The sequence below is a fragment of the Kitasatospora sp. NPDC008050 genome (assembly GCF_042957465.1).
Lineage (GTDB): Bacteria > Actinomycetota > Actinomycetes > Streptomycetales > Streptomycetaceae > Kitasatospora.
In genome coordinates, this window is sequence record NZ_JBIBIJ010000012.1 from 117,919 (window position 1) to 130,900 (window position 12,982).

Genomic DNA, 12,982 nt, shown 5'->3' on the forward strand with positions numbered 1-12,982 from the left:
GGCGCGGCGAGGGTGGCGGGGTGACGCGATCAGCCGGCCGGCGGGGAGGGTTCCCGATGCTTCAGTCCGCAGTCGAGCATGTACTCCTGGACCGCACGGTCCAACTCGGCCCGTGCCAGTACCCCGTACTGGTGCGGACCGGGCCACCGGCGCGCACCGGGCTCGCCCGGGCGGTGCGGCAGCTGGGCGACGGGCCCGTGGTGCTGCTCGCGGCGGACCGGACCCCGCCCTGCTGGCCGGCCGAGACGGCGGCGGCCCTGCCCGCGGCACGCCGGGTGGCCTCGCCGCGCCTGCTGCCGGAACCGACGCCGGACACCGTACTGGTCGTCCTCGGCGACCGGCGGTGGCTCGGCTCGGTGCTGGCGCACGCCGGGCCGGCCAGGGTGGTCCACGTCCCCACCACGCTGGCGGCCATGTGCGGCGCCTCGGTGCCGGCCCACGCGGACGCGACCGGACGGCCGCACGCCCCCGCGCTGGTCTGGTGCCGGCCCGACCTGCTGCGCGGTCCGCAGCACGCCGGGCTCCACCCGCTGCTGCGCGATGTGCTGGCCGTCTGCCCGTACCACTACGCCTCGGTGGCCCGGCGGCTGCGCGTGGACGGGCGCTACCGCCCTGACGTGTCGGCCGCGTTCATCGCCCTCTGCGTCGAGGCCCAGAGCGGCGTGCTGGCCTTCGACCCGCTCGGCCGGGGGCCGGGCGCGGTGCTGCGCTACGGGCGGGGCCGGCCCCAGGGCCTGCTGCTCGCCGCCCGGCTGGCCCGGCGGCTCGGGCTGCTGGACGCCGCCGGGGAGGCCGCCCACCGGGAGCTGCTCGCCCGCGCGGGGCTGCCCGGCACGCTGACGGCGTGGGGCGCGACCGGGTACGGCGGTGCGTTCGACGGTGCGTTCGACGACGGGCTCGGCGGCGGGCTCGGCGGCGGGCTCGGCGGCGGGCTCGGCGGCGAGTGCGGGCGCCACGGCGGGCTGCTGGACGGGCTCGGCGAGGACGGCTCGCTGGAGCTGGTGCTGCTGACCGCGCTGGGGCGGCCCCGGGTGTGCGGCGGCTCGCCGCTCATTCGGGTCGAGGCCGCCGACCTGCGGGCCGTGCTCCCGACGCCCGGGCCCGGGCTCCCGGCCACCCGGGACGCCGTCCGGGTCCCGGCCCCGCTGGGCTGAATTCCGGGACCGGGACGAGGCCTTCCTCCCGCGCGGCCGGGACGCCGGGACGGCGACCGTGGGGAGCACGGGATCGCACCGGCCACGGCATCCGACCGGAGCCCTGACCGGACCCCCGACCGCGATCTCTCCGACCCGACCGAAACGGAGTCCTCCGTGTTCCGCCCCCACCCGACCCGCCACTCCTCCACCGACACCACCGACACCGCCGGCATCACCGACACCTGTGACACCACCGGCACCGGCACCGGCACCGGCACCGGCAGCACGGACAGCACCGGCCACGGCCTGTTCACCACCGGCACCCCGGTCACCTCCTGGACGGTCAGCACCGCGCTGCCCGTCACCTACCACGTGCGCGTCGTGCCCGGCGTGCTCGACCCCGACAACCCCGCCCTGGCCCACGCGGGCACCGCCCCCGGCCCGGGCCCGCGCCGCCGCCTGCTGGTGGTGGAGGCCACCGTCCACCAGTTGTACGGCGAGCGGATCCGCGCCTACTGCTCGGCCCAGCGGATCGAGCACCGGCTGCACGTGCTGCCCGCCGACGAGCGGGTGAAGAACATGGACTCGGTCTTCCGGGTCGCCGAGCAGCTGGACCGCTTCGGGCTGGCCCGACGCGGTGAGCCGGTGATCGCGATCGGCGGCGGCGTGCTGACCGACGTGGTCGGCCTGGCCTGCAGCCTCTACCGCCGCAGCACCCCCTTCGTGAGGGTGCCGACCACTCTGATCGGACTGGTGGACGCCGGTGTCGGCGCCAAGACCGGGGTGAACTTCGGCCGGCACAAGAACCGGCTCGGCACCTACCACCCGGCCACCGAGACGCTCCTCGACCCCGCCTTCCTGGCCACGCTGGACCGCCGGCACATCGGCAACGGGCTCGCCGAGATCATCAAGGTCGGCCTGATCAAGGACCGCAGACTCTTCGACCTGCTGGAGCGGCACGGCGAGCGGCTGCGGGCCGACCGGTTCCAGCACCCGGCCGCCGCCGAGGTGATCACCCGCGCCGTCCACGGCATGCTCGGCGAGCTGCAACCCAACCTCTGGGAGCACACGTTGGAGCGGCTGATGGACTACGGGCACTCGTTCAGCCCGACCCTGGAGATGCGCGCGCTGCCCGAACTGCTGCACGGCGAGGCGGTCGGCATCGACATGGCGCTGACCACCGTCCTGGCGGCCCGGCGCGGGCTGGTCACCCCGGAGCAGCGGACGCGGATCCTGACCCTGCTCGACCGCCTGCAACTGCCGCTCGCGCACCGGCTGCTGGAGCCCGGGCTGCTGGGCGAGGCGCTCACCGACACGATCCGCCACCGGGACGGCCGCCAGCGGCTGCCGCTGCCGATCGGGATCGGAGCCGGCCTGTTCGTCGACGACCTGACGCCGCCCGAGATCAACCGCGCGGCCGCCGAACTGCACGCCATCACAGGTGCGCTGACGCTTGCTCAGCTCGCCTCCTGAGGCCTGCGGAAAGGAGCACACGATGCGCACCGGCGTCATCGTCGCCGACATCAGACGCCCGGCCGACGTCTACGGCGTGCACGGCACCGCGGGGCTGACGCACTGGACCTGCCTGGCCCGCCGCGCCGCACTGTGCGGCGACTGGGAGGCCGTGGAGTGGGCCGGCCTGCCGCCGGGAGCGGCCAGCGGCGAGCACCTGCACACCCGCACCGAGGAGGTCTACCTCCTGCTGCGCGGCCGGGGTGAACTCACCCTGGACGGCCGGCGCCGCCAACTCGCGGCCGGCGACCTGGTCCTGACCGCTCTCGGCAGCCGCCACGGCCTGCGCAACACCGGCAACGAACCCCTGGAATGGCTGGTGATCGAGTTGACCGCCACGAAGAGAACCACCGCCCCGGCGCCCGTCGAGCCGCGACCGCGCAGCGCCGTCATCACCGGTCTGCCCGCCCTGGGGCGGATCGATCCGCGGACCGTCCTCAGCGGGCCGCTGCGGACCATCGGGATCGTCCGGCTGCGCGCCGGCGAGCGCGCCGTGCTGCGCGCGGACGGCGAGGAGCACACCGTCTTCGTGACGGCGGGCGACGGGCGAGCCGCACCCCTCGGGACCGGCTCCAGCCGCAGCACCGCCGCCGGCTCCGGCTCCGCGTCGGGCTCCGGCTCTGCGTCGGGCTCCGGCTCCGGCGAGCTGCGGGTGCCGCTCGCCCCGGGCACCGCGCTCACCCTGCCGCTGGGCACCGGCGCCGCGCTGACCGCGGGCCGCGGTGGGCTGGAGTACGTGCACGCGGCGCTGACGGTACCGAAGCAAGGTCCCACGTCGTGATCATCACCACCACCGCGCATCCCACGGTGCTGCTCGGCCCCGGCAGCCGACGGATCCGCGTCCGCTGCCTGGCCCGCCGGGGCATGCTGCACAGCGAGACCGAGGCCGTCGACCACGTCCGGCTCAGCCCCGGCGCCTGCTTCGACCTGACCGGGCGCGAGGAGACCGAGGCCGCCTGGTACGTGCTGCGCGGACCGGTCGCCCTGCTGCCCGTCCGGGTCGGCGCGGCCACCCCGTCCACGGCCGAGGGCCGGCAGCCGCTGAACCGGGGCGACCTGCTGCTCGCCCCGCGCGGCGAGCTGGTCCACCTGCATGCCGGCCCGTTCGGCGCCGAGCTGCTCTGCCTGACCCTCACCCCTGCCGCGGCCACCGCCCAACTCCCGCCGCGCCGACCCGATCTGCGAGGCCAGCCATGACCACGACCGCGTTCACCGCCCACCACGTCGCCTACACCGTGCCGGACCTCGATGCGGCGATCGCCTTCTTCACCGAGGCCCTGGGCGCCGAACTCGCCTACCGCACCGGCCCGCTGAGCGATCCGGGCGACTGGATGACCCGCCAGCTCGGCGTCCACCCGCGTGCCGTCGTCCAGTTGGCGATGCTCCGGCTGGGCCCGACCCTCAACCTGGAGCTGTTCGCCTACCAGGTCCCCGACCAGCGCAAGGCGCTGCCGATGAACAGCGACTGGGGCGGCCACCATCTGGCCTTCTGGGCCGACGACTTGGACGGCGCGCTGCGGCGGCTGGCCGGCTACCCGGGCGTTCGGGTGCTCGGCGAGGTGGACACCGTGGCCGAGGGCCCGATCAAGGGCGCCCGCTGGATCTACCTGACCACGCCCTGGGGCATGCAGCTCGAACTGTTCAACTCCCCTGCCGAGATGCCCTTCCAGCAGCAGACCCGGGTGCGGCTCTTCAGCCCCGGCCGGCCGCAGGAGCCCCGCGCCGCCGAGGCGGGAGCGGACCGGTGACCGGGATCTGGGCCGCCACCGCCCCGCCCGTGGTGACCTCCGACGCGGACCGCTACGAGGCCGACATCGTGATCATCGGCTCCGGCGCCGGCGGCGCCACCACCGCCTGGGCGCTGGCCGGCAGCGGCGCCCGGGTGCTGGTCCTGGAACGCGGCGGCTTCCTGCCGCGCGAGGGGGCGAACTGGTCCGCTCGCGCCGTCTTCGCCGAGCGGCGGTACCACAACGCCGAGCCGTGGCGCACACCCGCCGGGAAGCGCTTCGTCCCCGCCGCCCACTACTACGTGGGCGGCACCACCAAGGTCTACGGCGCGGGCCTGCCCCGGCTGCGTACGAGCGACTTCGGCGCGGTCGAGCACCGCGAAGGCACCTCCCCCGCCTGGCCGTTCGGCTACCAGGAGCTGGAGCCGTACTACGCCGAGGCCGAGCGCCTCTACCGGGTGCACGGCGGCGCCGCCGACTCGGACTCCGCCTCCGATGCCGACACCGCCTCCGACGCTGGCGCCGACGCCGACGCCGGGCAGGATCCCACCGCGCCGCCCCGCTCCGGCCCCTTCCCGCACCCGCCGGTACCGCACGAGCCGGTCATCGCCGGACTCGCCCGGCGGCTGCGCCACCAGGGCCTGCACCCCTACCCCCTGGAGCTGGGCGTCGACCTCGGCCCCGACCGGCCCTGCCTGCGCTGCGGCACCTGTGACGGCTTCCCCTGCCGGGTCGGCGCCAAGAGCGACGCCGAGACCCGGGCCCTGCGCCCCGCCCTGCGGCGCGGCAACGTCCGCCTGCTGACGCACACCCGGGTGACCCGCCTCACGACGGACCCGACGGGCCGCACCGTCAGCACCGTGCACGCGCTGCGCGAGGGGCACCCGCTCACCGTCCGGGCGGCCCGGGTGGTGCTCGCCGCCGGCGCGATCAACTCGGCCGCGCTACTGCTGCGTTCGGCCTGCGCAGCGCACCCCGACGGGCTGGCGAACGGCACCGGGCTGGTCGGACGCAACCTGATGCTGCACAACAACAGCGTGCTGCTGGCCGTCGATCCACGACAGCGCAACCCCGTCGTCTTCCAGAAGACCCTGGCCGTCAACGACTTCTACCAGGCGGGCCCCGACCGGCCCTACCCGCTCGGCAACCTCCAGCTGATGGGCAAGGTCGGCGCCGAGATGCTGCCGCCCGGCTACCCGTACCGGCTGCGGGAGTGGGTCGCCGGGCACAGCCTCGACTGGTGGGTGATGTCCGAGGACCTGCCCGACCCGCGTAACCGGGTCACCCTGGCGCCGGACGGCCAGATCACCGTGCGGCGCGTCGCCACCAACCTGCGGGCCCACCGCGACCTGCTGCGGGCCGCCCGCCGGATGCTGCGCCGGGCGGGCTACCCGCTGGTGCTGTCCCACCGGATGGGGCTGGACGCCACCGGCCACCAGTGCGGCACCACGGTCGCCGGCCTCGACGAGGCGCACTCGGTGCTCGACCCGTTCTGCCGCAGCCACCAGGTCCGCAACCTCTACGTGGTGGACGGCGGGTTCTTCCCGTCCTCCGCCGCCGTCAACCCGACCCTGACCATCGCCGCCCAGGCCCTGCGCACCGCCCGCCGCGGCGGGCTGCTGGACTGACCCACCCGCTCCCTGGCCCGATCGTCGACCACTCTCAGGAGGAAACCCTCATGGCCACCGCAGAAGCCGCCGTCGCCCGCGCACCCGGGCGGCCGTTCGCCATCGAATCGATCCGGGTCGACGACCCGCGGGCGCACGAGGTGCTGGTGACGGTGGAGGCTGCCGGGATCTGCCACACCGATCTGAGCGTGCGGGCCGGTCACACCCCCTTCCCGCTGCCCGGCGTGCTCGGCCACGAGGCGGTCGGCACGGTGGCCGCCGTCGGCTGCGCGGTCACCGCGACCAGCCCGGGCGAGCGGGTCCTGCTCACCTTCGACTCCTGCGGCGCCTGCCCCGCCTGCCAGGGCGGCCGACCGGTGCGGTGCGAGCACTGGCCGGCGCTCAACCTCTTCGGAGGTTGCCGGCTGGACGGCTCGCCCACCCTGTGGGACGGCGCCGGAGCGCCGCTGCACGGCAAGTTCTTCGGCCAGTCCTCGTTCGCCACGCTCGCCCTGGCCAGTGACCGCAATGTGGTGCCGGTGCCCCGGGACCTGCCCGCCGAGGCACTGGCACCGTTCGGCTGCGGCGTGCAGACCGGTGCGGGCGCGGTGCTGAACGTGCTGCGCCCCGAGCCGGGCCAGAGCCTGGCGGTCTTCGGCGCCGGCGCGGTGGGCCTGTCGGCCGTGCTGGCGGCCCGGCTGACCGCGGCCACCCGGATCATCGCCGTCGACCTCGACCCGCGCCGCCTGGCACTGGCCCAGCGGCTGGGCGCCACCGACGTGGTCGACGCCGGGGCACGGGACGCCGGCGAGGCGCTGGCCGAGCTGACCGGGCGGCAGGGCGTGGCCTGCGCGCTGGAGACCAGCGGCGATGTCCGGGCGCTGCGGCAGGCGGTGGCCGCGCTGGCGATCGGCGGCACGCTCGGCGTGATCGGCGCGCCGCCCGCGGGGACCGAGGTCGGGCTGGACGTCCCGCAGCTGCTCGACCGCGGACCGCGGATCATCGGCATCAACCAGGGCGCGAGCCTGCCGCAGCGCTTCCTGCCGGCCCTGGTCGAGCTGTTCCGCCGCGGCCGCCTGCCGGTGACGGAGCTGGTGCGCAGCTACCCCTTCGAGCGGATCGAGCAGGCGGCCGCGGACGCGCGCAGCGGACGGGTCGTCAAGCCCGTACTGATGCTTCAGCCGACCCCCACCCGGCGGGCCCGGACTCGATAAATGAACGATCAGTTACTCATCGGCTACTGCTAGTGTTCCGTTCGTGGACGAGCTGCCTGCGCAGATGACGGACGGTGTCGTACGAGTCCTGCTCGTCGACGACCACCCGCTCTTCCGGGCGGGCCTGCGGGCCGCACTGGAGAGCTCCCCGGGCCTGGTGGTGGCCGGCGAGGCACAGACCGCGGGCGAGGTGCCGCAGGCCGTCGAGCGGCACCGCCCCGACCTCGTGGTGATGGACCTCTCGCTGCCCGACGGCTCGGGCCTGGACGCCACCCGCCGCCTCACCGAACAGCACCCCGGGCTGCCCGTGCTGATGCTGACCATGGCCGACGACGACGGCAGCCTGCTGGCGGCGTTGCAGGCCGGCGCCCGCGGCTACCTGGTCAAGGGCGCGGGCCGCGAGGAGGTGCTGCACGCCGTGCGCACCGTCGCCGCCGGCGGCGCCGTCTTCGGCGCCGACATCGCCAGCCGGATCACCGCCCTGCTGACCGGCAGCCGGCTGCGGGAGGCCGGGCAGCTCTTCCCCTCGCTGACCACCCGCGAGGCGGAGGTGCTCGACCTGGTCGCCCGCGGCCTGGACAACCACCGGATCGCCCGCGAGCTGTTCGTGGCGGAGAAGACGGTGCGCAACCACGTGACGCACATCTTCGAGAAGCTGAACGTCGCCACCCGCGCCGAGGCGGTCGCCCGGGCCCGCGACATGGGCCTGGGCGACACCGGCGGCTGACCGCCCGCGGGCGACCACCTGACCGCCGCGCACTCCCCGCACCCGGGCGCCGGACAGGACCGCGGCCTCATGCGGCCGGGACGCGAGAGGGGACAGGCTGGGTCGGAGCGACAACGGGCGCCGTGCCGATCGAGCGCCTCCAGCAAGCGGGCGCCCTGAGGAGGGTCGGATGCGTGCAGCGACCGGAACACCGAGCGGCGGAGCCTCCCGCACCGCCACCGGCACCACCGCGACCGGGGGCGCCGCCCGCCGGGCGACCCGGGCCACCGGCGCCCCCGTGCCCGCCGGCGCCTACGCCGTCTGCGCGCTGACCCTGCTGAGCGGCCTCGGCTGGGTGGTGCTGGCCCTGACCCACCTGACGGACCGCGCCCGCGACCGCGACATTCCCTACGACTGGGCGCCGCTGCTGCTCGGCTTCGGCCTGGCACTGGCCGGGCTCTTCATCCTGGCCCACCGCTCCGGCACCGGTCTGGGCCGGCTGCTGCTCGGCGCCGGTTTCCTGGCCTGTCTGGGCAACGTCACGCTCTTCGCACTCGGGGTCGCGGGCGCCGGCCCGGTGCTGGCCGATCTGGCTGCCACGCTGCTGCTGATCAGCGTCACCACCTTCGTCTTCACCATGTACGCGCTGCCGCTCTGGTTCCCCGACGGGCGGCTGCCGGGCGGGTGGGGACGCGGTTACGCCGTCCTGCTGCTGCTCTGGAGCGCCGCCGAGTCGTACTACGGCCGGGCGGCGGCTCCCGACTGGTACGGCCTGCCGAACCCGTTGACGCACGGCTGGTGGGCCCGTCTGGAGAGCGACCTGGCCCAGGGCCTGGGCCCGCGGATCGACTGGCTCGCGCCGCTGGTCGCAGCCCTCAGCCTGCTGGTCGCGGTGCTGCGCTGGCGCCGGTCGCCGAACCTCAGGCCCCAGCAACTCGTGGTACTGCTCCCCTGGCTGGCCTGGATGGTGCTCAACTTCACCGCCTCCCACCTGGGTTGGCACGGCACCTCGTTCTTCGTCTTCAACTCGCTGATCGCCGCGCTGTGGCCGCTCGCGCTGATCTACGCCTTCGCCCGGGACCGCTCCTGGCAGCTGGACCGGGCCACCCGCCGGATGCTCACCAGCTTCACCCTGATCGCGCTGCTGATCTGCGGGTACTTCGCCCTCGGGTTCGCGTTGCCCAGGCTGCTGCCGGCCGCCGACAACGCCGACGCGCAGCTGATGGCCGGCTGCGCGCTGGTCATCGGCCTGCTGGTGCGCCCCACCGCCCGCGGCCTCAGCCGGGCGGTGGACCGCTTCTACTACGGCGACCGCGCCCGGCCCTACCAAGTGGCCCGCGACCTCGCCGAGCGGCTGAGCCAGGCGGTCGGCCCCGCCGAGGCCTCGCCCCTGCTCTGCCGCACGGTCGTGGACTCGCTCGGCCTGCCCGGCGCACGCGTGGTGGTGGCCACCCGCGAGGGACCGCGCGAACTGGCCGCACTGGGCGCACCCGACCAGCCGGCCGAGGTCTTCCCGATCGGCTTCGAGGGCACGGTGATCGGCGAGCTGCACGCCCCACCGCGCTCCGGACAGGCCGTCCTGGACCACCAGGACCACGCCGTGCTGCGCTTCCTGGCCGACCAGTGCGCCCCCGCGATCGCCTCGCTGCGCCTGACCGAGGAACTCCAGGCCAGCAGGAAGCAGTTGGTGCTGGCCCGCGAGGAGGAGCGCAAGCGGCTGCGGCACGACCTGCACGACGGCCTGGGCCCAGCGCTGTCGGGCCTGCGGCTGCAGGTCGACGCCGCGCGCAGCGCGCTGCCCGAGGACAGCGCGGCGTCGAGCGCGCTGCGCACCGCCTCGCTCGGCATCGGCACCGCCATCGACGAGCTGCGCCGGATCACCGACGGGCTGGCGCCCGCCGAGCTGGGGCGGGTCGGACTGACCGGCGCACTGCGTGAGCTGGCCGCCCGGCTGGACGGCCGGCGGCTGCAGGTCCAGGTCGAGCTGGACCCCGATCCGCTGCCGCCGCTGCCGGCCGCGGTGGAGGTCGCCGTCTACCGGATCAGCGGCGAGGCGCTGAACAACGCGCTGCGCCACTCCGGCGCCCTGCGGGCGCGGCTGGCGCTGCGGGTGGCAGCCGACCAGGTCACCGTGGAGGCCAGGGACGACGGCGCCGGCTTCCCCGCGCACGCCGGCACCGCCGGGGTGGGTCTGCGCTCGATGGCCGAGCGGGCCGAGGAGCTGGGCGGCACCTTCACCGCCGCCAACGACGCCCGGGGCGCGGTGGTCCGCGCGGTGCTGCCACGCGGCGGCCAGAACTGACCGGCGGGGGCCGCCGGGCGCGGCAGGTCCCGCCCGATCCGGGACCGCTACCTCATGCGGCCGGGACCACTCGGCCGCGATAGTCGAGGTATCGGCCCCGGTCCGGATCCCACGGACCTCCCCCACGGACCGGGGTGCGGAGCAAGGAGGAACCTGATGACAGCCACCCCAGTCAGCCCCGGCCAGGACCAGGACGCCCAGGAACCGGCCGCACCGCAGCCGCTCACGCCGAGCCCTGCCCCGCCGGACGACGCGGCGGCACCCGCTCCGGCGAAGACCCAGCCCACGGAGCCGCAATGCCCGGCGCCGCTCTGGGCCTGCATCCGCCCCTCGCCCACCCGCTGACCCACCCGTCCCGTCCGCACACTGTCCGCACGCTGTCCGCTCGGGCACAACGGAGCCGGCCACCGCGATCTCACCATCGCAGCGGCCGGCTCCGGTTTCCCCACTTTCCCCCGTTTCCCGTTTCCCCCGTTTCCCCCGTTTCCCGTTCTGGGTGTCCCCTTGGCGCCACCCGGCCCGCCGCTCTCCCGCGCGGCGGGCCTCCGGTCATCCGGGGGGTGTTCTCAGCCTCCGGCGATCACGGCGCCGACGGCGGGGACCACCAGGTGGCACGCAGCGCGATGCAGCGGAAGCCGGGGCCGACCGCCAACAGGACGCCCTGCTCGCCGTGGGCCGGCGGCGCCGTGTGGGTGCGCTCCAGCACCGCGAGCACCGAGGGGCCGCCGAGGTTGCCGTGCTCGTCCAGGCAGGCGCGGGCGTGCCGCAGCAGCTCGGGGTCGATCGCCAGGCCCTGCGCGAGCTGCGCCAGGATCTTCGGACCGCCGGGGTGACAGACCACGAAGTCGAGCCGCCCGCCCTCGGCCGCCAGGTGCGCGCGCACTGCGGGCAGCACCTCGGGCACCGAGTTCAGCGCGCTGCGGTCCGAGTCGAAGTGGTGGCCGGTCGCGTCCAGCCGGCCCTGGTAGCGCGCGGCGGTTCCCGGCAGCAGGTGCTCCCAGCTGCCGTCGATCCGCAGGCCGGGGCCCAGCGGCCGGTCGGTGACCAGGGCGGCGACCGCGCCGTCGCCCCAGAGCGCCTTGTAGATCAGGTGGTCGACGCTGCTGTCCTCGTGGTGGTAGACCGCCAGGCTGAGGACCTCGGCGGCCACCACCAGCACCGTCGCACCCGGGTGGGCGGCCAGGTACTCACGGGCGACGAGCAGCGCGTACGCGCCGCCGGCGCAGCCCAGTTCGGTGGCCGGCCGGCAGGCGGCATCGGGGCGCAGGCCCAGCGCGTTGTGCAGCGCGACATCGAGTCCCGGCAGCAGGAAGCCGGTGGCATGCCCGGTGACCAGGCAGTCGATGTCGCCCGGCCGCAGGCCCGCGGCCTCGATCGCGGCCCGGGCGGCCCGCAGGCCGATCTCCACCAGGTCGGTGACCACGGCCCGGTTGCGTTCCTCGATGCCCCACTCGCCCAGGACCGCCGGCAGGGGGCGGCTGTAGTGGCGGTTCGCGGGCAGCTGGGCCAGGTGCTCGGGCGTGCGGGGCAACAGCTGCGCAGCGTGCCTGGCGATGATGTCGTCGGTGATCAGCTGGCGTGGTACCCGGTGGGGCGGGAGCACCACGGCCGGCCGGCTGACGTATACGGGTCCCATGGACTTCCTTCAACTGTCGAGTGCCTGCTCCCCCCGGCACCTCGGCGCCGGGGAGTGCGCCGGGCACGGGGACAGGATCGATGGCATCAGATCACAGGGCGTCAGCACGGGTGCAGAGCACCGTCACCAGGGTCCGCCGGACCCGCTGCGAGCAGCTGGTGAACCGGCCGCGCCGACCCGGGACCTCCCTGGCAGAACTCCCGACACGGCAGGCACAATCGTGTCCATGACGTACCCGGAGGAGCATCCCATCGGCACAACCAACGCGGACGCCCGCGACACGTGGGCCACGCTCGTCCGCAACACCGTCTCGCGGGTCAGTGAGCACGCGCCCGGTCTCAGGCTGGTCGGCCCGATCGCCTACGCGGTCGACGCGGCGTGGCAGGTGATCGCCTACAACGAGGCGTTCGAGGAGACGTTCTCCCGGGGGCGGGTGCCGGAGAACATCTTCAAGTGGATGGTCTGGGAGGGCCGCTCCCAGCTGCCCGAGCACACGAAGTACTGGCTGCGTCGCGCGGTGCCGCAGCTGGACATCCAGTTGCAGGAGTGCCCGGACCACCCTGCGCTCGCGGAGCTGGCGCGCTGGACCGAGGAGACCCTGGGCAGTCCGCTGCACTCGGCCGGGCGAGCCGGGCCCGACGGCGACATCCGGCCACTGATCCACGCCCGCTACGGGACCGGATCGCTGTGGATCGGCGCCGCCACCCCGATGGGCCGCTCGGGCCGCGCCGTCTTCATGCACTTCTACGAGGGGGTCAGCCCCACCGAGCTGCGGTCGCTGCTGCGCTCCCCCGAGCCGCGCGACGGCAAGTGGCAGGGCGCGGCCTGAGGCCGACCCTCCGTGGTGGCCTCGGCGGTGGTGCCGTCAGTGGCGGTGATTGCCGAGGTAGAAGAGCAGCATCACGAAGAACGCGAAGAAGTGCGTGCCCGCGATGTAGATGCCGGCGCGGATGAGCGCCGCCCTGCGCTTGCTGTTCTCGTCGCGGATGGTCTCGCTGCCCGCGGCCTCGCTCACTGCTGCTCCGTCCTCCGGATCATCCGTTCGCACCGACTTCCGCGGCGTCGGCCAATCCTAAGTCCCCGAGACGAGATTCCCCGAGACGAGCTTTCGAACCGGTCACCGTCTGCGATAAGCTCAGATC

13 protein-coding genes are annotated in these 12,982 nt (G+C 75.0%); 11 read left to right on the plus strand and 2 right to left on the minus strand.

The genetic code is table 11. The features are described from left to right. Positions 1–56: 56 nt before the first annotated feature. The 10 genes from ACFZB9_RS23695 (at position 57) to ACFZB9_RS23740 (ending at position 10,549) form a co-directional block, all read left to right on the plus strand. Entirely contained in the window at positions 57–1,154 is a 1,098-nt protein-coding gene (locus tag ACFZB9_RS23695; RefSeq protein ID WP_391450166.1) for a hypothetical protein, read from the plus strand. A gap of 156 nt (positions 1,155–1,310) precedes the next feature. Then, on the plus strand, positions 1,311–2,609 hold the full coding sequence (locus ACFZB9_RS23700) for a sedoheptulose 7-phosphate cyclase (protein WP_391450168.1): 1,299 nt from the start codon (positions 1,311–1,313) through the stop codon (positions 2,607–2,609). 22 nt (positions 2,610–2,631) lie between these two features. Then, positions 2,632–3,429 (plus strand): cupin domain-containing protein, encoded by a 798-nt coding sequence (locus tag ACFZB9_RS23705; protein WP_391450170.1) that lies wholly within the window; start codon positions 2,632–2,634, stop codon positions 3,427–3,429. Next, positions 3,426–3,845, plus strand: a complete 420-nt coding sequence (locus ACFZB9_RS23710; protein WP_391450172.1) for a hypothetical protein — start codon at positions 3,426–3,428, stop codon at positions 3,843–3,845. Before ACFZB9_RS23705 ends, ACFZB9_RS23710 begins: the two co-directional genes overlap by 4 nt. Further along, on the plus strand, positions 3,842–4,396 hold the full coding sequence (locus ACFZB9_RS23715; protein WP_391450174.1) for a VOC family protein: 555 nt from the start codon (positions 3,842–3,844) through the stop codon (positions 4,394–4,396). The genes ACFZB9_RS23710 and ACFZB9_RS23715 overlap by 4 nt, the downstream gene beginning before the upstream one ends. Next, on the plus strand, positions 4,393–6,003 hold the full coding sequence (locus ACFZB9_RS23720; RefSeq protein WP_391450176.1) for an FAD-dependent oxidoreductase: 1,611 nt from the start codon (positions 4,393–4,395) through the stop codon (positions 6,001–6,003). Before ACFZB9_RS23715 ends, ACFZB9_RS23720 begins: the two co-directional genes overlap by 4 nt. A 50-nt stretch (positions 6,004–6,053) precedes the next feature. Continuing rightward, positions 6,054–7,196, plus strand: coding sequence for an NAD(P)-dependent alcohol dehydrogenase (locus tag ACFZB9_RS23725; RefSeq protein WP_391450178.1), 1,143 nt, complete (start codon positions 6,054–6,056; stop codon positions 7,194–7,196). Positions 7,197–7,260: 64 nt separating this feature from the next. Continuing rightward, positions 7,261–7,923: a response regulator gene (locus tag ACFZB9_RS23730; protein WP_391450370.1), complete on the plus strand. Its 663-nt coding sequence runs from the start codon at positions 7,261–7,263 to the stop codon at positions 7,921–7,923. A gap of 169 nt (positions 7,924–8,092) precedes the next feature. Then, the gene (locus tag ACFZB9_RS23735; RefSeq protein ID WP_391450180.1) at positions 8,093–10,204 is read left to right on the plus strand and encodes a sensor histidine kinase; all 2,112 of its coding nucleotides are present in this window, start codon (positions 8,093–8,095) and stop codon (positions 10,202–10,204) included. Between the two features lie 156 nt (positions 10,205–10,360). Further along, positions 10,361–10,549: a hypothetical protein gene (locus ACFZB9_RS23740; RefSeq protein WP_391450182.1), complete on the plus strand. Its 189-nt coding sequence runs from the start codon at positions 10,361–10,363 to the stop codon at positions 10,547–10,549. A gap of 235 nt (positions 10,550–10,784) precedes the next feature. Here ACFZB9_RS23740 and ACFZB9_RS23745 read toward each other — a convergent pair whose 3' ends face one another. Next, a complete protein-coding gene (locus ACFZB9_RS23745; protein ID WP_391450184.1) occupies positions 10,785–11,840 on the minus strand; it encodes a PhlD in 1,056 nt (351 codons plus the stop codon). 226 nt (positions 11,841–12,066) lie between these two features. Here ACFZB9_RS23745 and ACFZB9_RS23750 point away from each other — a divergent pair, with 226 nt between their 5' ends. Continuing rightward, positions 12,067–12,669, plus strand: a complete 603-nt coding sequence (locus ACFZB9_RS23750; protein ID WP_391450186.1) for a hypothetical protein — start codon at positions 12,067–12,069, stop codon at positions 12,667–12,669. A 36-nt stretch (positions 12,670–12,705) separates the two neighbouring features. Here ACFZB9_RS23750 and ACFZB9_RS23755 read toward each other — a convergent pair whose 3' ends face one another. Next, entirely contained in the window at positions 12,706–12,855 is a 150-nt protein-coding gene (locus tag ACFZB9_RS23755) for a DUF6126 family protein (RefSeq protein WP_391450188.1), read from the minus strand. Positions 12,856–12,982: the final 127 nt, after the last annotated feature.